This window comes from Pseudomonas shiyinii, from assembly GCF_056725765.1.
On record NZ_CM161522.1, the window covers coordinates 4,474,986 to 4,494,942 of the forward strand.

The window sequence follows — 19,957 nt, forward strand, 5'->3', positions numbered from 1 at the left end:
ATCCATGCTTTACTCACTCTCTCCCTCAAGGACCTGACATGAGCAAGACACGAATTGCCTTTATCGGCGCCGGCAACATGGCCGCCAGCCTGATCGGCGGCCTGCGTGCCCAGGGCCTGGATGCCGCGCAGATCCGCGCCAGCGACCCGGGCGCCGAGACCCGGGCGCGGATCAGCGCCGAGCATGGCATCGAAGCCTTCGAAGACAACGCCCAGGCCATTACCGGCGCAGACGTGATCGTCCTGTCGGTCAAGCCCCAGGTCATGAAGGCCGTGTGCCAAGCCCTGCAGCCACACCTCGCCCCAGGCCAGCTGATCGTTTCCATCGCTGCCGGCATCACCTGCGCCAGCCTCCAGGCCTGGCTCGGCGCCCGCCCGGTGGTGCGCTGCATGCCCAATACCCCGGCCCTGCTGCGCCAGGGCGCCAGCGGCCTGTACGCCACCGTCGAAGTCTCGGCCGAGCAGCGCCAGCAGGCCGAGCAATTGCTGTCTGCCGTGGGCACCGTGCTGTGGCTGGAGCAGGAGCAGCAGCTCGATGCCGTCACCGCCGTTTCCGGCAGCGGCCCGGCCTACTTCTTCCTGCTGATCGAGGCCATGACCGCCGCCGGCGAGAAGCTCGGCCTGCCGCGCGAAACCGCCTCCCAGCTGACCTTGCAGACCGCCCTGGGCGCCGCGCACATGGCCGTAGCCAGCGACGTCGACGCCGCCGAACTGCGCCGCCGCGTGACCTCGCCGGCCGGCACCACGGAGGCTGCGATCAAGTCGTTCCAAGGCAATGGCTTCGAGGCCATCGTCGAGCAGGCACTGGAGGCCGCAGCAAAACGTTCCGCCGAACTGGCCGAGCAACTGGGCAAATAAGGAGCTGTCGATGAATGCATTGTCCGGCGCCGCGATCTTCGTGGTGCAAACCCTGGTCAGCCTGTACCTGGTGATCGTCCTGCTACGCTTCGTACTGCAACTGGTCAAGGCCGACTTCTACAACCCGCTGAGCCAGTTCGCGGTGCGCGCCACCCAGCCGCTGCTCAAGCCGCTTCGCCGCATCATCCCCAGCGTCGGTGGCCTGGACACTTCGTCCCTGGTGCTGTCGGTGGTGATCCAGGCGCTGTTGATGGCCTTCGTGCTGATGGTCAGCTACGGTACCTTCGGCGACGTCTTGCACCTGCTGATGTGGGCGATCATCGGTGTCACCTCGCTGTTCCTGAAGATCTTCTGGGTGGCGATGATCGTCATGGTGATCGTGTCCTGGGTCGCCCCCAACAGCCACAACCCGGCGGCCGAACTGGCCTACCAGATCAGCGAACCGGTGCTGGCGCCGTTCCGTCGCCTGGTCCCGAACCTCGGCGGCATGGACATTTCGCCGATCTTCGCATTCCTGGCGATCCAGGTGATCCAGTCGTTCGTCATGCCCCCGCTGGCCGCCTACGCTGGCATGCCACAAGAGCTGTGGCGAATGATCTGACCGACCTTGCCCCCAGCGGCAAGCCTTCGCTTGCCGCTGGGGGTGGCCCTCTTTAGACTTACGCCTCCGTCAAGCGTGAGCAGGGTCGATGTCCACTGTCCTTCCCGAAGATTCCGTTGGTCTGGTAACACCGCAAACCGCCCGGTTCGATGAGCCGCTGGCCCTGGCCTGCGGCCGCTCCCTGGCCAGCTACGAGCTGGTCTACGAAACCTATGGCACCCTCAACAGTACTGCCAGCAATGCCGTGCTGATCTGCCACGCGTTGTCCGGCCACCACCATGCCGCGGGCTACCACGCCCCTACCGACCGCAAGCCGGGCTGGTGGGACAGCTGCATAGGCCCTGGCAAACCGATCGACACCAACCGCTTCTTCGTGGTCAGCCTGAACAACCTGGGCGGCTGCAACGGCAGCACCGGCCCGAGCAGCATCAACCCGGCCACCGGCAAGCCCTACGGCGCGGAATTCCCGGTCCTGACCGTGGAAGACTGGGTACACAGCCAGGCGCGCCTGGCCGACCGCCTGGGCATCGGCCAGTGGGCCGCCGTGGTCGGCGGCAGCCTGGGCGGCATGCAGGCGCTGCAGTGGACCATCAGCTACCCGGACCGCGTTCGCCATTGCGTGGACATTGCCTCGGCCCCCAAACTCTCGGCACAGAACATCGCCTTCAACGAGGTGGCACGCCAGGCCATCCTCACCGACCCGGAGTTCCACGGCGGCTCGTTCCAGGACCAAGGCGTGATTCCCAAGCGCGGCCTGATGCTGGCGCGCATGGTCGGCCATATCACCTACCTGTCCGACGACTCCATGGGTGAGAAATTCGGTCGCGAGCTCAAGAGCGACAAGCTCAACTACGACTTCCACAGTGTCGAGTTCCAGGTCGAGAGCTACCTGCGCTACCAGGGCGAGGAGTTCTCCGGGCGCTTCGACGCCAATACCTACCTGCTGATGACCAAGGCGCTGGACTATTTCGACCCGGCCGCAAGCCACGGCGGCGATCTGGCCGCTACCCTGGCACACGTCTCGGCGGACTACTGCATCATGTCATTCACCACCGACTGGCGCTTCTCCCCGGCGCGTTCGCGGGAGATCGTCGACGCCCTGATGGCAGCACGCAAGAACGTCTGCTACCTGGAGATTGACTCACCTTACGGGCACGATGCCTTCCTGATCCCCACGCCTCGCTACATGCAGGGTTTCGCGAACTACATGAACCGCATCGCCATCTGAGGACAGCATGAGAGCCGACCTGGAAATCATCCACGACTGGATCCCCGCCGGCAGCCGGGTACTCGACCTGGGCTGCGGCAGCGGCGAACTGCTGGCCTCGTTGCGCGAGCGCAAGCAGGTCACCGGCTATGGCCTGGAGATCGACGCCGACAACATCGCCGCCTGCGTGGCCAAGGGCGTCAACGTCATCGAGCAGGACCTGGACAAGGGCTTGGGCAACTTCGCCAGCAACAGCTTCGACGTGGTGGTCATGACCCAGGCCCTGCAGGCCGTGGAGTACCCCGACCGCATCCTCGACGAGATGCTGCGTGTGGGGCGTCAATGCATCATTACCTTCCCCAACTTCGGCCACTGGCGTTGCCGTTGGTACCTGGCGACCAAAGGTCGCATGCCGGTCTCGGACTTCATGCCCTACACCTGGTACAACACGCCGAACATCCACTTCTGCACCTTCGCCGACTTCGAAGAGCTGTGCCACGAGCGCAACGCCAAGGTCATCGACCGTCTGGCGGTCGATCATCTGCACCGTAATGGGTGGGCGGGCCGGCTATGGCCTAATCTTCTAGGGGAGATCGGCATTTATCGCGTCAGTAGCCGCGGCCTGCCAGAACATCAGGTCGCGGTCTGAACCTCGCGTCCAACCCATTGGAGGATTGCACCATGCGTCGCCTAGCCCTATTCCTGATCAGCCTGTGCCTGGCCCTGCCGGTACTGGCCGCAGACCCCGCCAGGCCGGAGCGCAAGGAAGTCTTCGGCGACGTCACGGTGCATTACAGCGCCTTCACCTCGAGCATGCTGCAGCCGGACGTGGCCGCCGCCACGGGCCTGACCCGCAGCAAGAACCAGGGCGTGCTCAACATTGCCGTGCTCAAGGCCGGCAAGCCAGGCATGGCGGTGGTCAGCGGCACGGTGAAGGACCTGACCGGGCGTAGCAGCCCGCTGTCGTTCAAGCAGATCAGCGACCAGGGCGCGGTGTACTACATCGCCCAGTTCAAGATCGAACAGCCGGAAACCCTGACCTTCGACGTCAACGTCGAAACCGGCGGTGTCAGCCATAAACTCAGCTTCAACCAGGAAGTGTTCCCAGGCGAATGATGAATTTCCAGCAACTCGTATTGGCCAGCCACAACGCCGGCAAACTCAAGGAACTGCAGGCCATGCTCGGCGAGTCCGTGCACCTGCGCTCGATCGGCGAATTCAGCCAGGTGGAGCCTGAGGAGACCGGCCTGTCGTTCGTCGAGAACGCCATCCTCAAGGCCCGCAATGCCGCACGCATCTCCGGCCTGCCCGCCCTGGCGGACGACTCGGGCCTTGCGGTGGACTGCCTCGGCGGCGCTCCGGGCATCTACTCGGCGCGCTACGCCGATGGCAAAGGCGATGCGGCGAACAACGCCAAGCTGCTCGAAGCCTTGAAGGACGTTCCGATCGAGGAGCGCGGCGCGCAGTTCGTCTGCGTCCTGGCCCTGGTGCGTCATGCCGAGGACCCATTGCCCATCCTCTGCGAAGGCCTGTGGCACGGCAGCATCCTGTTCGAAGCCAGCGGCGAGCACGGCTTCGGCTACGACCCGCTGTTCTGGGTTCCGGAGCGCAAGTGCTCCAGCGCCGACCTCAGCCCCCTGGAAAAGAACCAGCTCAGCCACCGCGCCCGCGCCATGGCCCTGCTGCGTCAACGTCTGGGCCTGAAATGACCGAAACGCTGTCCACCCAGCCGCGCCATCCTGGTGCGGCGGGTTTCGCCACGCTGCCACCTCTGGCCCTGTATATCCACATTCCGTGGTGCGTGCGCAAATGCCCCTATTGCGACTTCAATTCCCATGCCGCCGGCCCTGAGTTGCCGGAAGAGGCGTATGTCGATGCCCTGCTGACCGACCTGGACCAGGAGATGGCCGCCGTGCAGGGCCGCGAGCTCAGTTCGATCTTCTTCGGCGGCGGCACGCCGAGCCTGTTCAGCGCCAATGCCTTGGGGCGACTGCTGCGCGGCGTAGAGCAACGCATCCCGTTCGCCACGGACATCGAGATCACCCTCGAGGCCAACCCCGGGACCTTCGAGCAAGAGAAGTTCAAGGCCTACCGGCAAACGGGCATCAACCGCCTGTCCATCGGCGTGCAGAGCTTTCAGCCAGCCAAGCTCCAGGCCCTGGGGCGCATCCACAACGGCGACGAGGCGGTCCGCGCTGCCGGCATGGCACGGGCAGCCGGCTTCGACAATTTCAACATGGACCTGATGCACGGCCTGCCCGACCAGTCGCTGGAGGATGCCCTGGCAGATCTGCGCCAAGCCATCGACCTGGGGCCGACCCATTTGTCCTGGTACCAGCTGACCGTCGAGCCGAACACCGTATTCTGGAACCAGCCACCGCAGTTGCCCGAAGACGACATCCTGTGGGACATCCAGGAAGCCGGGCAGGCCTTGATGGCCGTGAACGGCTTCCAGCAGTACGAAGTTTCGGCCTATGCCCAGGCGGGCCGCGCCGCCAGGCACAACCTCAATTACTGGCGCTTTGGCGACTTCATCGGTATCGGTGCCGGCGCCCACGGCAAACTGACCTTCGCCGATGGGCGCATCCTGCGCACCTGGAAGACCCGTTTGCCCAAGGACTACCTGAACCTGGCCAAGCCGTTCAAAGCCGGGGAAAAGTTGCTACCGGTGGACGAGCTACCGTTCGAGTTCCTGATGAACGCCCTGCGCCTCACCCACGGGGTGGAAGCCGAGCTGTTCAGCCAACGCACCGGGCTTGCGCTTTCGCAGTTGGCAGAAGCCAGGCACGAGGCAGAACGAAAGGGCCTTTTACAGGTCGAACCGGATCGGCTGGTGGCTACGCCCCGGGGCCAGCTGTTTCTCAATGACCTGTTGCAGTACTTCTTGACCTAAGGATGACCCATGGATCTGGTACTTGACCTGCTCGCGACCGTTTCTCGTTGGAGCCGCAGCAACCTGTCGGAAATCTCCCTGGCCTTGGTAGGCTGTCTGCTGGTGCTGTTCGGCACCGACATCAAGGGCTGGGTGGAAGGACGCCTGGGTGGCCTGGCCGGCGCCCTGCGCGTGCCCTTCATGGCGCTGCTGGTGATGATCGGCAGCGGCGCCGCGTTGATCTACGCAACGCCCTGGGTGGTGAAGGGGCTGGCCCAGTTCAACAACTACGCCCTGGCGCCGGTGCTGCTGGTGGTGCTGGTCCTGATCGGCGTGGTGGCAGACCGCCGCGGCTGATCCGCTGAGGCCCATCGCCGGCAAGCCGGCTCCCACAGAACAACGCATGACCATTTGATTTGCGGCGCCCTGTGGGAGCGGGCTTGTCCCGCGATTAGGCCGGGCCCGATATCACCGTCGCCTGGCAAGGGCTTCGCCCTTGATCGCGGGACAAGCCCGCTCCCACAGGGACAATGCTGTCCTCGAGGCTGACGCCTTACTTGTGGGAGCCGGCTTGCCTGCGATGGGCTGCAAAGCAGCCCCAAGTGCAGCCGATAAGGCTTGACTGGCTGGTGTTACCGTCCTGAGGGCGGTTTATTGAAAACCGATCACTCGACCTTTTCGAACTTCAGGTCCCAAACACCATGGCCAAGGCGCTCGCCACGGCGCTCGAACTTGGTGATCGGGCGCTCTGTCGGGCGTGGGACATAGGTGCCATCAGGCGACTGGTTACGGTAACCCGGCGCGACCTTCATCACCTCCAGCATGTGCTCGGCATAGGGCTCCCAGTCGGTAGCCATATGGAACACGCCGCCTACCTTGAGCTTGCGACGCACCAGCTCAGCGAACTCCGGCTGGACGATGCGGCGCTTGTGATGGCGAGCCTTGTGCCATGGGTCGGGGAAGAACAGCATCAAACGGTCGAGGCTGTTGTCGGCCACGCAGCGGTTGAGCACCTCGATGGCGTCGCAATCGTACACCCGCAGGTTCTTCAGGCCCTGGGTCAATACGCCATTGAGCAGTGCACCGACACCCGGACGGTGCACTTCGACACCGATGAAATCCAACTCAGGCGCGGCCGCGGCCATCTCCAGCAGGGAATGGCCCATGCCGAAGCCGATCTCCAGGGTGCGCGGCGCCGAACGGCCGAACACCTGGTCGTAGTCCACCGGGCTGTCGGCCAGGGGCAGGATGAACAGGGGGCCGCCCTGCTCCAGGCCGCGTTGCTGGCCTTCGGTCATACGCCCGGCGCGCATCACGAAACTCTTGATGCGGCGGTGCGGGCGGGCTTCGCCGTCGGTGGTGATCGGCGTGTCTTGCGATTCAGTCATCAGGGGCTCTTACTTGATCAGACCTTCCAGCGGCGACGAGGCGCTGGCATAGAGTTTCTTCGGCATGCGCCCGGCCAGGTAGGCCATGCGACCAGCGACGATGGCGTGCTTCATGGCCTCAGCCATCAGCACCGGCTGCTGGGCATGGGCAATGGCCGAGTTCATCAGCACTGCCTCGCAGCCCATCTCCATGGCGATGGTGGCGTCGGAAGCAGTACCTACGCCGGCATCGACCAGCACCGGCACCTTGGATTCTTCCAGGATGATCTGCAGGTTGTAGGGGTTGCAGATACCCAGGCCGGTGCCGATCAGGCCCGCCAGCGGCATCACCGCGATGCAGCCGGCTTCGGCCAGTTGACGGGCGATGATCGGGTCGTCGCTGGTGTACACCATCACGTCGAAACCGTCCTTGACCAGCACTTCGGCGGCCTTGAGGGTCTCGATGACGTTGGGGAACAGGGTCTTCTGGTCGGCCAGCACTTCCAGCTTGACCAGATTGTGGCCGTCGAGCAGCTCACGGGCCAGACGGCAGGTGCGCACCGCTTCGACGGCGTCGTAGCAACCGGCAGTGTTCGGCAGGATGGTGTAGCGGTCCGGCGGCAGCACATCGAGCAGGTTCGGCTCACCCGGGTTCTGGCCGATGTTGGTGCGGCGCACGGCAACGGTGACGATCTCGGCACCCGAGGCTTCGATGGCCAGGCGGGTTTCTTCCATGTCACGGTACTTGCCGGTGCCGACCAGCAGGCGCGACTGGAAAGTGCGCCCGGCCAGGGTGAAGGGCTTGTCGCTACGAACGTTGCTCATCGTGGATCCTCTGGAAAAGGTTGCAGGGCTTGCAGGTGAATCGCCAGGCGGGACTCAGCCGCCACCGATGGCATGGACCACTTCGACCTGGTCGCCTTCGCTCAGCTGCGTGCTTTCGTGCTGGCTGCGCGGGACGATATCCAGGTTCAGTTCCACCGCCACCCGGCGGCCGGCGAGCTCCAGCCGGCCCAGCAGGGACGCGACGCTCTCGCCATCGGGCAATTCGTAAGGTTCACCGTTCAGTTGAATGCGCATGCGCACGGCCACCATTGTGCTTTGGGGGTCCGCATTCTAGCCCCGATCCGCATGCCAACCCAAGGGTGGCCGACGCCATTAGTCGCGATTGTGGACCACTTGGTCAGCTCAGGCGCCAGGCGGCCAGCCCCAGGCACAACCAGCCGGCCAGGAAACACAGGCCACCGATGGGTGTGATGATACCAAGCTTGCCCAGGCCGCTTAGGGTCAGCACATACAGGCTGCCGGAGAACAGCACGATCCCAATGGCGAACAGCCCACCGGCCCAACCGGCCAGGCGCCCGGGCAGGTGCACCGAGAGCAGCGCGACGCCAAGCAGGGCCAGGGCATGCACCAGTTGATAGGTCACGCCGGTCTGGAAGATCGCCAGGTAATCGGCGCTCAGGCGGCTCTTCAGGCCATGGGCGGCGAAAGCCCCCAGGCCCACGCCGGTGAAGCCGAAGAAGGCAGCGAGTATCAGGAAGCTGCGAAGCATGGGACGACTCCTGGAAACGGGTCTGTATAATGGCCCGTTCCACCGGTCCGGCCAAGCCATCGCTATGTTGTCATCCCTAATCCGCCGCCTCGTCCGCGCCCTGCTCTGGTTCGCCGCCGGCAGCATCGTCGTGGTGCTGGCCCTGCGCTGGGTGCCGCCGCCGGGTACGGCATTGATGGTCGAGCGCAAGGTGCAGTCATGGGTCAGCGGCGAGCCGATCGACCTGCAGCGGGACTGGACGCCCTGGGAGCGGATCTCCGATGAACTCAAGGTGGCGGTCATCGCCGGTGAGGACCAGAAGTTCGCCAACCATTGGGGCTTCGACCTGCCGGCCATCCAGGCTGCGCTGGCCTACAACGAGCGCGGCGGCAAGATCCGCGGGGCCAGCACCCTGACCCAGCAGGTGGCCAAGAACCTGTTCCTGTGGTCCGGCCGCAGTTGGCTGCGCAAGGGGCTGGAGGCCTGGTTCACGGCGCTGATCGAGCTGTTCTGGTCCAAGCAGCGGATCCTGGAGGTCTACCTGAACAGCGCCGAATGGAGCAAAGGAGTATTCGGCGCCCAGGCGGCTGCCCGCTACCACTTCGGTGTGGATGCCAGCCGCCTTTCGCGCCAACAGGCCGCGCAACTGGCGGCCGTGCTGCCCAGCCCGTTGAAGTGGAGTGCCAGCCGACCCAGTGCCTATGTGGCCAACCGCGCCGGCTGGATCCGCCGGCAGATGAGCCAGTTGGGCGGGCCCAGCTACCTGATGCAGCTTCGCCCCTGAACGCTGGGACACCCCCGACAAAAAAGCCGCTGCCTCTTCCGAGAGCAGCGGCTTTGTACATCCAGCCAAGGGTGATCAGACCGTGATCAACGCCTTGACCTTGTTCATCGCGTTCTTTTCCAACTGACGGATACGCTCCGCCGATACGCTGTACTTATCCGCCAGCTCATGCAAGGTAGCCTTTTCCTCGGCCAGCCAGCGCTGGTAAAGAATGTCCCGGCTACGCTCGTCCAGGCCCTGCAGGGCATCGTGCAGGTTGCTGGTGGAGTTGTCGCTCCAGTCGGCATCCTCCAGCTGTACGGCCGGGTCGTAGCGGTGGTCTTCCAGGTAATGTGCAGGCGACTGGAAGGCGCTGTCATCGTCGGCCTCGGCGGCCGGGTCGAAGGCCATGTCCTGGCCGCTCAGGCGGCTTTCCATCTCGCGCACTTCACGCGGCTCCACGCCCAGGCTCTCGGCCACGCGATGGACTTCGTCATTGTTCAGCCAGGCCAGGCGCTTCTTCTGGCTGCGCAGGTTGAAGAACAGCTTGCGCTGGGCCTTGGTGGTCGCCACCTTGACGATACGCCAGTTGCGCAGGATGAACTCATGGATCTCGGCCTTGATCCAGTGCACTGCGAAGGACACCAGGCGCACGCCCATTTCCGGGTTGAAACGCTTTACAGCTTTCATCAGGCCAACGTTGCCTTCCTGGATAAGGTCGGCCTGGGCCAGCCCATAGCCTGCATAGCTACGGGCGATATGTACGACGAAACGCAGGTGGGCCATCACCATTTGCCGAGCGGCCTCGAGATCCTGCTCATAGTAGAGACGCTCGGCCAGTTCACGCTCCTGCTCGACCGTCAGCAACGGGATGCTGTTGACCGTGTGCACGTAGGCTTCCAGGTTTGCACCGGGAACCAGGGCATAGGCAGGTTGCAACGAAGTGGTCATTAAGTACCTCCGACTCACGAACTCGTGCCTTTTGGGCACTGCCAACATTGACCGGAAACCGCGAAACAAGTTCCCAGAATGATAAGAAAGTCAATGCTGGCGTAAAAACATTATCGTGGTGCCAGCTCGTTCAGGTGACGAGCGACCGCGATCCACGCACCGATATACCCCAACAGTACAGCACCGATCAAGAGCGAAAGTCCATCCGACCCTGGTACACCTGCCAGGGCGAAATCACTGCCATACAACCCGGAAAGGTCCACGACCGCATCGTTGAGCCAGTCCAGCGAGAAGGCCAGGATGCCCCAGGCCAGCACGCCGGCACCCAGGCCGTAGAGCGCGCCCATGTAGAGGAAGGGGCGACGGACGTAGCTGTCGGTACCGCCTACCAGCTTGATCACTTCGATCTCGATGCGGCGGTTCTCGATATGTAGACGAATTGTGTTACCGATTACTAACAACAGGGCCGATACGAGCATCACAGCCAGGCCGAACACGAAGCGATCGCCCAGCTTGAGGATCGCCGCCAGGCGCTCCACCCACACCAGGTCCAACTGCGCTACCTCGACCCGTGGCAACTCCGACAGGCGCTGGCGCAAGGCTTCCAGGGCCGGCTTGTCGACTTCGGTGGGGGTCACCACCACCACGCCGGGCAGCGGGTTGTCTGGCAATTCGCGCAGGGCCTCGCCCAGGCCGGATTGCTGCTGGAACTCCTCCAGCGCCTGCTCGCGGCTGACATATTGGGCATCGGCCACGCCGGGCATGCCTTTTATCTCGTCACGCAGTGCCTCGCCTTCCTTGCTGCCCGCATCGAGCTTGAGGTACAGGGAGATCTGCGCGGCGCGCTGCCAGGAGCCTCCGAGTTTCTCGACATTCTTGAGCAGCAACGACAGGCCCATGGGCATGCTCAGTGCCACGGCCATGACCAGGCAGGTGAAGAAGCTGCCGATCGGCTGCTTGCCCAGGCGGCGCAGGCTGTCGGCCAGGCTGGCCCGGTGGCTTTCCAGCCACGCATGCAACAGAGTGCGGAAATCCGGGCCGTCATCGTCATGGCCGCCGCGCTGCTTGTTCGGCTGCGGGTCGGCGGCTTTCGGCGCGACGCGCTCGGAGACCTTCGGCGTACGTGTCGTGTTCATTGCCCGGCCTCCCCATCGCCGATCAAGCGACCGCGCTGCAAGGTCAGCATGCGGTGACGCATGCGCGCGATCAGCGCCAGGTCGTGGCTGGCGATCAATACCGTGGTGCCCAGGCGGTTGATGTCCTCGAACACGCCCATGATCTCGGCGGCCAGGCGCGGGTCGAGGTTACCGGTGGGTTCGTCGGCCAGCAGCAAGGCCGGCTGGTGGACGATGGCGCGGGCGATGCCCACCCGCTGTTGCTGCCCGGTGGAGAGGTCCGCCGGGAACAGCTCGCCCTTATCGCTCAGGGACACACGCTCCAGCGCCGAATCCACGCGTTTGGCGATCTCGGGCTTGGACAGCCCGAGAATCTGCAGCGGCAACGCGATGTTGTTGAACACCGTGCGGTCGAACAGCAGTTGGTGGTTCTGGAAGACCACGCCGATCTGCCGACGCAGGAAAGGAATCTGTGCGTTGCTGATCTGCCCCAGATCCTGGCCGGCCAGCATCAGCTTGCCGCTGGTGGGGCGTTCCATGGCCAGCAACAGGCGCAGCAAGGTGCTCTTGCCCGCGCCCGAGTGGCCGGTGACGAACAGGAACTCGCCCCGGCGCGCCCGGAAGCTCAGCTCGTGCAGGCCGACATGGCCGTTGGGATAGCGCTTGGCAACCTGTTCGAATCGGATCATGGATGCTCCCGCTCGGCAAACAAGGCTTTGACGAAAGGCTCGGCTTCGAAGGTGCGCAGGTCGTCGATACCTTCGCCGACGCCGATGAAGCGGATCGGCAGGTTGAACTGCTTGGCCAGGGCGAAGATCACTCCGCCTTTTGCGGTACCGTCCAGCTTGGTCAGGGCCAGGCCGGTCAGCTCGACGCTCTGGTTGAAGTACTTGGCCTGGCTGATTGCGTTCTGCCCGGTACCGGCGTCCAGTACCAGCAGGACCTCATGGGGCGCCTCGGCATCGAGCTTGCCGATGACCCGGCGCACCTTCTTCAACTCTTCCATCAGGTTGTCCTTGGTGTGCAGGCGACCGGCGGTGTCGGCGATCAGCACATCCACGCCGCGAGCCTTGGCGGCCTGCACGGCATCGAAGATCACCGAGGCCGAGTCGGCACCGGTGTGCTGGGCGATGACCGGGATCTGGTTGCGCTCGCCCCACACCTGCAGCTGCTCCACCGCCGCAGCGCGGAAGGTATCGCCGGCCGCCAGCATGACCTTCTTGCCCTCCAACTGCAGCTTCTTGGCCAGCTTGCCGATGGTGGTGGTCTTGCCGGCACCGTTCACGCCGACCACGAGGATCACGTAGGGCTTGGTCTGCGACTGGATCTTCAGCGGCTGTTCGACCGGGCGCAGCAGCGCGGCCAGCTCTTCCTGCAGCGACTTGTACAGCGCATCGGCGTCGGCCAGCTGCTTGCGGGCGACCTTCTGGGTCAGGTTCTGCACGATCACCGAGGTGGCCTCGACGCCCACGTCGGCGGTCAGCAGGCGGGTCTCGATTTCGTCGAGCAGGTCGTCATCGATGGCTTTCTTGCCCAGGAACAGGCTGGCCATGCCCTCGCCGATGCTGGCGCTGGTCTTGGACAGGCCCTGCTTGAGGCGGGCGAAGAAGCCGACCTTGGCTTGCTCGGTGGCGACAGGTGCCGGAGCGGCCGGCTCGGACTCAGGCTCGGCGACAGGGCGCTCGGGAATGGCCGGCGGCGCTTTCTGTTCGAGGTCCGGCACCAGGGCCACCGGTTCTTCGGCTACCGGCAACACCAGGTTGCTGACCGGCGCAGTGGGCTCGGGCACCGGTTCCACGACCGGTTGCACGGCTTGCAGCGGTATGGACGCCACAGGCTCCGGTGCAGGCGCCTGCACCGGCACGGACGCGACCGGCTCCGGCCGTGGCGCCTGCAGGAGCTCGGAGGCGACGGGCTCGGGAGCTGGCGCTTGCACGACCGGGGCCACGGGCTCGACCGGAGCAACCTCGGGCTGCTCGACGGGGGTCTGCGGCGCAGCCGGTTCTACGGCCTGCGGTTCAGGGGTTTGTGGCTGTTCGGCGACAGGTTGCTGCGGCTTCTTGCGAAACCAGCTGAACAGGCCTTTCTTCTCGCCAGCCTCGGCCGGCGCTTTTTTGTCGTCGTTGGAACCAAACATGGAAGACGGCTATCTCAGGGTAGCGATGGGCCACCAGTGGCGCATCGGGAATTCTCTAAACGCAGAACAGACTATTTTGAATCCGGCTGGTTCATGCGCAATATTTTGTCGCCAAGCCCGCAGGCCAGAACGGCGACAGGCATGGTCGCCAGGCAACCGGATCAGTATCCTAGCACCTCCTGGCCCGCCGACGCTAAGCCAAGCGGGCCGCCGTACAGGTTATCCAACGTATGAATGCTCTAGCCCGCCGCGCCGCTGGCCTGTTGCTCAGCACGCTCTGCCTGCCGTTCGCGGCCCTGGCCGCCGATCTGCAACCCACCCATGAGTTCATCCTCGACAACGGCCTGAAGGTGGTCGTGCGCGAGGACCACCGCGCGCCGGTGGTGGTCTCGCAGATCTGGTACAAGGTCGGCTCCAGCTACGAGACGCCGGGCCAGACCGGCCTGTCCCACGCCCTCGAGCACATGATGTTCAAGGGCAGCGCCAAGGTCGGCCCGGGCGAGGCCTCGCGCATCCTGCGCGACCTCGGCGCCGAGGAAAACGCCTTCACCAGCGACGACTACACCGCCTACTACCAGGTGCTCGCCCGCGACCGCCTGCCGGTGGCCCTGGAGCTGGAGGCCGACCGCCTGGCCAGCCTGCGCCTGCCGGCCGACGAGTTCAGCCGCGAGATCGAGGTCATCAAGGAAGAACGCCGCCTGCGCACCGACGACCAGCCCAACGCCAAGGCCTTCGAACTGTTCCGCGCCATGGCCTACCCGGCCAGCGGCTACCACACGCCGACCATCGGCTGGATGGCCGACCTGGAGCGCATGAAGGTCGAGGAGCTGCGTCACTGGTACGAGTCCTGGTACGCGCCGAACAATGCCACCCTGGTGGTGGTCGGCGATGTCACGCCCGAGGAGGTCAAGGGCCTGGCGCAGAAATACTTCGGTGCCATTCCCAAGCGCGCGGTGCCTCCGGCCAAGCTGCCCCTGGAGCTGGCCGAGCCGGGCCTGCGCCAGCTGACCCTGCATGTACGCACCCAACTGCCGAGCCTGATCTACGGCTTCAACGTACCGGGCCTGGCCACTGCCAAGGACCCGCGCACCGTCCATGCCCTACGCCTGATCTCTGCCCTGCTCGACGGCGGCTACAGCGCGCGCATGCCGGCGCGCCTGGAGCGCGGCCAGGAGCTGGTGGCCGGTGCCTCTTCAGGCTACAACGCCTTCACCCGGGGTGACAGCCTGTTCATGATCTCGGCCACGCCGAACGTGCAGAAGCAGAAGTCCCTCGCCGACGTGGAAAAAGGCATCTGGCAACTGCTCGACGAACTCAAGACCACGCCGCCTACCGCCGAGGAACTCGAGCGCGTGCGCGCCCAGGTGATCGCCGGCCTGGTCTACGACCGCGACTCCATCAGCAGCCAGGCCACCACCATCGGCCAGCTGGAAACCGTGGGCCTGTCCTGGAAGCTGATCGACAGCGAACTGGACGAGCTCAAACGCGTGACCCCGCAGGACATCCAGGACGCCGCACGCACCTACTTCACCCGCGAACGCCTGAGCGTTGCCCATGTACTGCCCGAGGAGTCCGCTCATGAGTGATCGCAGCGCCCCCCGCTATACCCTGCTTGGCCTCGGCATCATCGCCGTGGTGGTGGCCCTGGCCCTCATCCTCGCCCGCCCGGCCCAATCGGGCAGCAGCGCCGAAGGCAAGGCCCCGGCGGCCCGCCCGGCCAATACCCTGCAGTCCTTGGCCGAGCTGGACGGCAAGGCGCCTACCCGGCGCACGCTGAACATCCAGAACTGGAACACCGCCGAAGGTGCCCGTGTGCTGTTCGTGGAGGCCCGTGAGCTGCCGATGTTCGACCTGCGCCTGACCTTCGCCGCCGGCAGCAGCCAGGACGGCGACGTGCCGGGCCTGGCGACACTGACCAACGCCATGCTCAACGAAGGCGTGGCCGGCAAGGACGTCACCGCCATCGCCCAGGGCTTCGAAAGCCTGGGGGCGGATTTCGGCAACGGCTCCTACCGTGACATGGCCGTGGCCACGCTGCGCAGCCTCAGCACCCCGGACAAGCGCGAGCCGGCCCTGAAGCTGTTCGCCGACGTGGTGGGCAAGCCGACCTTCCCGGAGGATGCCCTCAAGCGCATCAAGAACCAACTGTTGGCCGGTTTCGAGTACGAAAAGCAGAACCCAGGCAAGATCGCCGGCAAGGCCTTGTTCGCCAAGCTCTACGGCGACCACCCCTACGCCCACCCGAGCGATGGGACTGCCCAGAGCGTCCCCGGCATCACCCTGGATCAGCTGCGCGCCTTCCACGCCAAGGCCTACACAGCCGGCAACGCAGTGATCGCCCTGGTCGGCGATCTCAGCCGCGCCGAAGCCGAAGCCATCGCCGCCCAGGTGTCCGCCGCCCTGCCCAAGGGCCCGGCGCTGCCCAAGCCCGCTGAGCCTGCCGAGCCCAAGGCGGGCCTGGCCCACATCGACTTCCCGAGCAAGCAGACCCACCTGATGCTCGCCGAGATGGGCATCGACCGCCAGGACCCGGACTGGCCGGCCCTGTCCCTGGGTAACCAGATCCTCGGCGGCGGTGCCTTCGGCACTCGCCTGATGAGCGAAGTACGCGAGAAACGCGGCCTGACCTACGGCGTCTATTCGGCCTTCAGCCCGATGCAGGTACGCGGCCCGTTCATGATCAACCTGCAGACCCGCGCCGAACTCAGCGAAGCGACCCTCAAGCTGGTCCAGGGCATCCTCGCCGACTATCTCGAGCAGGGCCCTACCCAGCAAGAGCTGGACGATGCCAAGCGCGAGCTGGCCGGCAGCTTCCCGTTGTCCAACGCCAGCAATTCGAGCATCGTCGGCCAGCTGGGTGCCATCGGCTTCTACAACCTGCCGCTGACCTGGTTGGAGGACTTCATGCAGCAGTCCCAAGCCCTGACCGCCGAACAGGTCAAGGCGGCACTGAACAAGCACCTGGCCGTGGACAAGCTGGTGATCGTCACCGTCGGCCCGACCGTGGCGCAGAAACCGCTGCCACCGCCCACTGACAAACCCGCCGAGCAACCGCTTGGCGTACCGGAGCACTAATGGCCAAGCCAACCCACACCGCCCGCCCGGGCCCGGCCCACAGCAAGGGGCAAGGCCACCTGCGCATCATCGCCGGCGAGTGGCGCAGCCGTCGCCTGGCCGTGCCGGACGGCGAAGGCCTGCGCCCGACGCCGGACCGCGTGCGCGAAACCCTGTTCAACTGGCTGGCGCCCTATATCGAGGGTGCCCAGGTACTCGACGCCTTCACCGGCAGCGGTGCCCTGGTGCTCGAGGCCCTGTCCCGCGGGGCTGAGGATGCCGTGGCCCTGGACAGCAACCCGGCGGCCATCGCCAACCTGAAGAACAACCTCGAGATCCTGCGCTGCCCACGTGGCCAGATTCTGCAGACCGACGCCCTGCGCTATCTGCAGAACCCGGCGAAGCAGCAGTTCGACCTGGTGTTCCTCGACCCTCCGTTCCATCAGGACCTATTGACCAACGCCTGCGACCTGCTCGAGCAAAACCAATGGCTACGTGAACAGGCCTGGATCTACACCGAGAGCGAAGCCGCGCCCTCCTCCCTGCAGATGCCCGGCAATTGGCGCCTGCACAGGGAGAAAAAGACCGGGCAGGTGCATTACGCCCTCTGGCAACGAGGCTGATGCCACCGCCTGCCTAACTATGTAACGCAGGCGGTCTCCCCCTTTCGCTGAAGCTGCTCCGGCCTATACCCACAAGAGCACTTCAGCGATGCCTTCTCTCTTGCAACGCCCCGACGCCGAGGCGATCTCCGACAGCCTGGGCGTGCTCGCATCTGTCAGGATGCCTGCCATCCAGCATTTCACCCTGGACAACGGCCTTTCGGTCTACCTGTGCGAAAACCACAGTGCACCATTGGTGGCGGTCCAGATCTGGTATCACATCGGCGTGAGCCACGAACCGCCTGGGCGCTCGAACCTGTCCCACCTGCTCGAGCACCTGATATTCAGAGGCAGCAGCAAGTTACCGGCAGGGCTCTATTCGCGCCTGATCGCTCGCCTGGGCGGTGTAGCCAACGCGACCACCCACAGTGATTCCACCGTTTTTGAAATCACCTTGCCCGCCGCCCGGCTGCCGGTGGCACTGGAACTGATGGCAGACGCCATGGCCACTGCAAACCTCGACCAGACAGTGTTCGAGCTGGAAGTCCAAGTAGTCGAAAGCGAACGCCGCCTGAAGGTAGGTGGCTCGTCGCTGCAACGAGCATATGAACAGCACCAGAAACTTGCCCACGGCGACACACCCTATGCCGAGCCCAGCTTCGGCCATGCGATCGACCTGGCGGACATGGACCTAGCGACGGTCCATACCTGGTACCGCACTTGGTACCACCCCAACAATGCGAGCCTCGTGGTTGTTGGAGCGACCGGCCTGCAGCAGCTTCGCCAGCAGGTCGAAACCTACTTCGCGGCGTTGCCGCCCGTGCCATTGCGTGACAAACCCTCGCTTCGGCACTCAGGCGAGCTCAAGGAACGCGACCAACAGCTCGTCGATCCGACACTCCCCAATGCCCTGTTCATGTCGTTCAACGTCCCGAGCCACGCCACTGCGCCCTCGGTGGAGACGATGCTAGCCCTGCGCCTGCTCGCAGCGATTCTCGGCGATGGCTTCAGTGCGCTGCTCTACAGTCGCCTGGTCCGCGACCGCCTGTTCCTCAGAACCGCCTCTGTCAGCTATGACCACCAGTTGCAGGGGGACTCGCTGTTCACCCTCATGGCATTCATGCCACCCAACAGCGCCGCCACGCCTCAGCAAGCGGCTGTCGAGATCTGGCAACTGATCGATGAGCTGCGAAGCGCACCCTTGCCGGAGCACGTACTCCAACGCCAGAAACTCCGCTTGCTTGCCCGTGAACTCCATGAAAGCGCCACGCTCGAGGAAAAGGCAACGCGGATCGGACATGCTGCTGCGGCCGGGTTGGACCCGACCGCCTTGGCAGAGGAACCACGCATCCTTCAGAACCTGTCCAGCACGACCTTGCAACAGGTCGCGGCCAATTACTTGTCCCGGGAACGCCTGACAACAACCTACCTTCTGCAAGGAGCGCCAGCATGACCGATACGCCCACTTCTTCCGCAGCACATGAAACCTGCCGGTCCCCGGCGGATTACAGCTTCGACACGCAGTTGGTAGGCCTGAGTTCGCTCCAGGGCATCGATTTCACGCACCTTCAACCGCTCTCGGCTGAAATCCATCGATGGCGTACCAAAGAGGGCACCCAGGCTCATCTCGTACCCATTCACGACAGGCCCGTCTTCGACCTGGTGCTGCGCTTCAAGGCGGGCAGTGCCGCTGATGGTGACACCCACGGGCTGGCGGCACTCGCACTCTACACACTCGACCAAGGCACAGGGGACCTCGACGCGGCCCGGTTCGCCGATCGATTGGAGGGGCTAGGCGCGATCCTGGATAGAAAAATCAGCCAGGACTGCGCCATCGTCAGCCTGCGAGGCCTGAGTACGCCTGCGCTGCGTGACGGTGCGATGCAGCTGGTCACTGCGATGGTCGCCAAGCCGGCCTTTCGTGACGCCGATATCGGGAAAATCCGCGAACGCCTGGTCAATTACCATCGAAGCAACAGCCGCAGCGCACGAGCCCTGCTGTTCGAGGAGACTGCGCGCCGTCTGTTCAGCGGGCATCCCTACGCAACCTCGCCTGCCGGCACACCCGAGGGCCTTGCCGGTATAACACCGGAACAAGTGGTCGCTTTCCATCGCAAGGCCTATTCAGCCCAAAACCTCGAAATCGGATTGGTCGGCGACCTGTCGCTTGAAGAAGCCGAAACCCTCGTCGCGTCCCTGACCCAGGCGTTGCCACGCCAGTGGATGTCAACCACGCCCGCTCCACTGCCCCTGGCCAAGGCCCAGCCACTGCATATCGAGCGATCCGGGGCCAGCACCACGGTCCTGCTTACCCTCCCACTGCGCGCCTACCCCACCGACACGGACTATCCAGCCTTGTTGATGGCCGATGAAATGCTCGGCGGCAGTTTCCAGTCGCGCCTGACGACGGAACTGCGCACCCGCCGAGCCCTCACCTATGCCGTCAGCTCCAACCTGGTGCCCATGGATGCCGGTTGCCTCTGGCACATCATGTGGGAGGTCCAACCGCAATACCGGGATGCTTCCCAGGCGTTGGTATCGGACCTGGTCAACTGCTTTATCCAGCATGGCCCCACACTGGGCGAATGCCAGTTCGCCCTGAATCAGACCGCGGGCAAGCTGCTACGCGCCATGGCCAACAGCGCAGCCCTCGCCATAGGCCTGGTGAACCTTGGCAACCAGAACCTGCCCGCCGATCACTTGGCGACGCTCTTGGATAAACTCGCGGCGCTGACCTCGGAGGACATCCGCCAGGCTGCCCGCGGGCTGGACATGCAGCACGCCTGTTTCGCCAGCCTTGGGCCCTCCGTCGAGCAGCAACCGCTGCCCACAACTGCGACCATTGGCGAACCGCCCCACCCATAGGCAACACTTCATGGCAAGCTAGACAGGCACAA

22 protein-coding genes are annotated in these 19,957 nt (G+C 64.6%); 14 read left to right on the forward strand and 8 right to left on the reverse strand.

The window, feature by feature from the left end; translation table 11 throughout:
- The first annotated feature begins 38 nt into the window (after nucleotides 1-38).
- The 8 genes from proC (at nucleotide 39) to ACXHGZ_RS20235 (ending at nucleotide 5,894) form a co-directional block, all read left to right on the forward strand.
- Nucleotides 39-857 (forward strand): pyrroline-5-carboxylate reductase, encoded by an 819-nt coding sequence (proC, locus tag ACXHGZ_RS20200; RefSeq protein ID WP_480461197.1) that lies wholly within the window; start codon nucleotides 39-41, stop codon nucleotides 855-857.
- Between the two features lie 10 nt (nucleotides 858-867).
- The gene (locus ACXHGZ_RS20205; RefSeq protein WP_084853815.1) at nucleotides 868-1,458 is read left to right on the forward strand and encodes a YggT family protein; all 591 of its coding nucleotides are present in this window, start codon (nucleotides 868-870) and stop codon (nucleotides 1,456-1,458) included.
- Nucleotides 1,459-1,546: 88 nt separating this feature from the next.
- A complete protein-coding gene (gene metX / locus ACXHGZ_RS20210; protein WP_324813669.1) occupies nucleotides 1,547-2,686 on the forward strand; it encodes a homoserine O-succinyltransferase MetX in 1,140 nt (379 codons plus the stop codon).
- A 7-nt stretch (nucleotides 2,687-2,693) separates the two neighbouring features.
- On the forward strand, nucleotides 2,694-3,314 hold the full coding sequence (gene metW / locus ACXHGZ_RS20215; RefSeq protein WP_084853812.1) for a methionine biosynthesis protein MetW: 621 nt from the start codon (nucleotides 2,694-2,696) through the stop codon (nucleotides 3,312-3,314).
- A 32-nt stretch (nucleotides 3,315-3,346) separates the two neighbouring features.
- The gene (locus ACXHGZ_RS20220; protein WP_084853810.1) at nucleotides 3,347-3,781 is read left to right on the forward strand and encodes a DUF4426 domain-containing protein; all 435 of its coding nucleotides are present in this window, start codon (nucleotides 3,347-3,349) and stop codon (nucleotides 3,779-3,781) included.
- On the forward strand, nucleotides 3,778-4,374 hold the full coding sequence (gene rdgB, locus ACXHGZ_RS20225) for an RdgB/HAM1 family non-canonical purine NTP pyrophosphatase (protein ID WP_480461200.1): 597 nt from the start codon (nucleotides 3,778-3,780) through the stop codon (nucleotides 4,372-4,374). Before ACXHGZ_RS20220 ends, rdgB begins: the two co-directional genes overlap by 4 nt.
- Nucleotides 4,371-5,558: a radical SAM family heme chaperone HemW gene (gene hemW / locus ACXHGZ_RS20230; RefSeq protein ID WP_480461201.1), complete on the forward strand. Its 1,188-nt coding sequence runs from the start codon at nucleotides 4,371-4,373 to the stop codon at nucleotides 5,556-5,558. Before rdgB ends, hemW begins: the two co-directional genes overlap by 4 nt.
- A gap of 9 nt (nucleotides 5,559-5,567) precedes the next feature.
- Nucleotides 5,568-5,894 (forward strand): DUF3392 family protein, encoded by a 327-nt coding sequence (locus ACXHGZ_RS20235; protein WP_224457263.1) that lies wholly within the window; start codon nucleotides 5,568-5,570, stop codon nucleotides 5,892-5,894.
- Between the two features lie 308 nt (nucleotides 5,895-6,202).
- On the opposite strand, the gene trmB is transcribed toward ACXHGZ_RS20235, so the two are convergent.
- The 4 genes from trmB to ACXHGZ_RS20255 form a co-directional block, all read right to left on the reverse strand.
- Nucleotides 6,203-6,925, reverse strand: a complete 723-nt coding sequence (trmB, locus tag ACXHGZ_RS20240; RefSeq protein WP_480461202.1) for a tRNA (guanosine(46)-N7)-methyltransferase TrmB — start codon at nucleotides 6,923-6,925, stop codon at nucleotides 6,203-6,205.
- 9 nt (nucleotides 6,926-6,934) lie between these two features.
- The gene (locus tag ACXHGZ_RS20245) at nucleotides 6,935-7,729 is read right to left on the reverse strand and encodes a thiazole synthase (RefSeq protein ID WP_043208630.1); all 795 of its coding nucleotides are present in this window, start codon (nucleotides 7,727-7,729) and stop codon (nucleotides 6,935-6,937) included.
- A gap of 54 nt (nucleotides 7,730-7,783) precedes the next feature.
- Nucleotides 7,784-7,984 carry a sulfur carrier protein ThiS gene (gene thiS, locus ACXHGZ_RS20250; RefSeq protein WP_084854288.1) on the reverse strand — a complete coding sequence of 67 codons (201 nt, stop codon included), beginning with the start codon at nucleotides 7,982-7,984 and terminating at the stop codon, nucleotides 7,784-7,786.
- A 103-nt stretch (nucleotides 7,985-8,087) separates the two neighbouring features.
- Entirely contained in the window at nucleotides 8,088-8,459 is a 372-nt protein-coding gene (locus ACXHGZ_RS20255) for a DUF423 domain-containing protein (RefSeq protein WP_480461204.1), read from the reverse strand.
- Nucleotides 8,460-8,523: 64 nt separating this feature from the next.
- Here ACXHGZ_RS20255 and mtgA point away from each other — a divergent pair, with 64 nt between their 5' ends.
- On the forward strand, nucleotides 8,524-9,222 hold the full coding sequence (gene mtgA, locus ACXHGZ_RS20260; protein ID WP_480461205.1) for a monofunctional biosynthetic peptidoglycan transglycosylase: 699 nt from the start codon (nucleotides 8,524-8,526) through the stop codon (nucleotides 9,220-9,222).
- A 75-nt stretch (nucleotides 9,223-9,297) separates the two neighbouring features.
- On the opposite strand, the gene rpoH is transcribed toward mtgA, so the two are convergent.
- From rpoH to ftsY, 4 genes are all read right to left on the reverse strand, one after another.
- The gene (rpoH, locus tag ACXHGZ_RS20265) at nucleotides 9,298-10,152 is read right to left on the reverse strand and encodes an RNA polymerase sigma factor RpoH (RefSeq protein WP_084853798.1); all 855 of its coding nucleotides are present in this window, start codon (nucleotides 10,150-10,152) and stop codon (nucleotides 9,298-9,300) included.
- Between the two features lie 110 nt (nucleotides 10,153-10,262).
- Entirely contained in the window at nucleotides 10,263-11,288 is a 1,026-nt protein-coding gene (ftsX, locus tag ACXHGZ_RS20270; protein WP_480461206.1) for a permease-like cell division protein FtsX, read from the reverse strand.
- Nucleotides 11,285-11,956, reverse strand: coding sequence for a cell division ATP-binding protein FtsE (ftsE, locus tag ACXHGZ_RS20275; protein WP_084853794.1), 672 nt, complete (start codon nucleotides 11,954-11,956; stop codon nucleotides 11,285-11,287). The genes ftsX and ftsE overlap by 4 nt, the downstream gene beginning before the upstream one ends.
- Entirely contained in the window at nucleotides 11,953-13,404 is a 1,452-nt protein-coding gene (gene ftsY / locus ACXHGZ_RS20280) for a signal recognition particle-docking protein FtsY (protein WP_480461208.1), read from the reverse strand. Before ftsY ends, ftsE begins: the two co-directional genes overlap by 4 nt.
- Before the next feature lie 230 nt (nucleotides 13,405-13,634).
- Here ftsY and ACXHGZ_RS20285 point away from each other — a divergent pair, with 230 nt between their 5' ends.
- From ACXHGZ_RS20285 to ACXHGZ_RS20305, 5 genes are all read left to right on the forward strand, one after another.
- Nucleotides 13,635-14,990 carry a M16 family metallopeptidase gene (locus ACXHGZ_RS20285; protein ID WP_084853790.1) on the forward strand — a complete coding sequence of 452 codons (1,356 nt, stop codon included), beginning with the start codon at nucleotides 13,635-13,637 and terminating at the stop codon, nucleotides 14,988-14,990.
- On the forward strand, nucleotides 14,983-16,479 hold the full coding sequence (locus ACXHGZ_RS20290; protein ID WP_480461210.1) for a M16 family metallopeptidase: 1,497 nt from the start codon (nucleotides 14,983-14,985) through the stop codon (nucleotides 16,477-16,479). Before ACXHGZ_RS20285 ends, ACXHGZ_RS20290 begins: the two co-directional genes overlap by 8 nt.
- The gene (gene rsmD / locus ACXHGZ_RS20295) at nucleotides 16,479-17,081 is read left to right on the forward strand and encodes a 16S rRNA (guanine(966)-N(2))-methyltransferase RsmD (protein ID WP_480461211.1); all 603 of its coding nucleotides are present in this window, start codon (nucleotides 16,479-16,481) and stop codon (nucleotides 17,079-17,081) included. The genes ACXHGZ_RS20290 and rsmD overlap by 1 nt, the downstream gene beginning before the upstream one ends.
- 88 nt (nucleotides 17,082-17,169) lie before the next feature.
- Nucleotides 17,170-18,513, forward strand: coding sequence for a M16 family metallopeptidase (locus ACXHGZ_RS20300; RefSeq protein WP_480461213.1), 1,344 nt, complete (start codon nucleotides 17,170-17,172; stop codon nucleotides 18,511-18,513).
- Entirely contained in the window at nucleotides 18,510-19,925 is a 1,416-nt protein-coding gene (locus tag ACXHGZ_RS20305) for a M16 family metallopeptidase (RefSeq protein ID WP_480461215.1), read from the forward strand. Before ACXHGZ_RS20300 ends, ACXHGZ_RS20305 begins: the two co-directional genes overlap by 4 nt.
- Nucleotides 19,926-19,957: the final 32 nt, after the last annotated feature.

Bases quoted from the DNA above. Each gene is read 5' to 3' on its own strand.
- ftsX (WP_480461206.1), bottom strand. From the start codon at position 11,288: ATGAACACGACACGTACGCCGAAGGTCTCCGAGCGCGTCGCGCCGAAA.
- ftsE (WP_084853794.1), bottom strand. From the start codon at position 11,956: ATGATCCGATTCGAACAGGTTGCCAAGCGCTATCCCAACGGCCATGTC.
- rpoH (WP_084853798.1), bottom strand. From the start codon at position 10,152: ATGACCACTTCGTTGCAACCTGCCTATGCCCTGGTTCCCGGTGCAAAC.
- ACXHGZ_RS20285 (WP_084853790.1), top strand. From the start codon at position 13,635: ATGAATGCTCTAGCCCGCCGCGCCGCTGGCCTGTTGCTCAGCACGCTC.
- ACXHGZ_RS20235 (WP_224457263.1), top strand. From the start codon at position 5,568: ATGGATCTGGTACTTGACCTGCTCGCGACCGTTTCTCGTTGGAGCCGC.
- rdgB (WP_480461200.1), top strand. From the start codon at position 3,778: ATGATGAATTTCCAGCAACTCGTATTGGCCAGCCACAACGCCGGCAAA.
- proC (WP_480461197.1), top strand. From the start codon at position 39: ATGAGCAAGACACGAATTGCCTTTATCGGCGCCGGCAACATGGCCGCC.
- ACXHGZ_RS20255 (WP_480461204.1), bottom strand. From the start codon at position 8,459: ATGCTTCGCAGCTTCCTGATACTCGCTGCCTTCTTCGGCTTCACCGGC.
- ACXHGZ_RS20245 (WP_043208630.1), bottom strand. From the start codon at position 7,729: ATGAGCAACGTTCGTAGCGACAAGCCCTTCACCCTGGCCGGGCGCACT.
- ACXHGZ_RS20305 (WP_480461215.1), top strand. From the start codon at position 18,510: ATGACCGATACGCCCACTTCTTCCGCAGCACATGAAACCTGCCGGTCC.
- metW (WP_084853812.1), top strand. From the start codon at position 2,694: ATGAGAGCCGACCTGGAAATCATCCACGACTGGATCCCCGCCGGCAGC.
- ACXHGZ_RS20300 (WP_480461213.1), top strand. From the start codon at position 17,170: ATGCCTTCTCTCTTGCAACGCCCCGACGCCGAGGCGATCTCCGACAGC.
- ACXHGZ_RS20290 (WP_480461210.1), top strand. From the start codon at position 14,983: ATGAGTGATCGCAGCGCCCCCCGCTATACCCTGCTTGGCCTCGGCATC.
- thiS (WP_084854288.1), bottom strand. From the start codon at position 7,984: ATGCGCATTCAACTGAACGGTGAACCTTACGAATTGCCCGATGGCGAG.
- hemW (WP_480461201.1), top strand. From the start codon at position 4,371: ATGACCGAAACGCTGTCCACCCAGCCGCGCCATCCTGGTGCGGCGGGT.
- ACXHGZ_RS20205 (WP_084853815.1), top strand. From the start codon at position 868: ATGAATGCATTGTCCGGCGCCGCGATCTTCGTGGTGCAAACCCTGGTC.
- mtgA (WP_480461205.1), top strand. From the start codon at position 8,524: ATGTTGTCATCCCTAATCCGCCGCCTCGTCCGCGCCCTGCTCTGGTTC.
- rsmD (WP_480461211.1), top strand. From the start codon at position 16,479: ATGGCCAAGCCAACCCACACCGCCCGCCCGGGCCCGGCCCACAGCAAG.
- metX (WP_324813669.1), top strand. From the start codon at position 1,547: ATGTCCACTGTCCTTCCCGAAGATTCCGTTGGTCTGGTAACACCGCAA.
- ACXHGZ_RS20220 (WP_084853810.1), top strand. From the start codon at position 3,347: ATGCGTCGCCTAGCCCTATTCCTGATCAGCCTGTGCCTGGCCCTGCCG.
- trmB (WP_480461202.1), bottom strand. From the start codon at position 6,925: ATGACTGAATCGCAAGACACGCCGATCACCACCGACGGCGAAGCCCGC.
- ftsY (WP_480461208.1), bottom strand. From the start codon at position 13,404: ATGTTTGGTTCCAACGACGACAAAAAAGCGCCGGCCGAGGCTGGCGAG.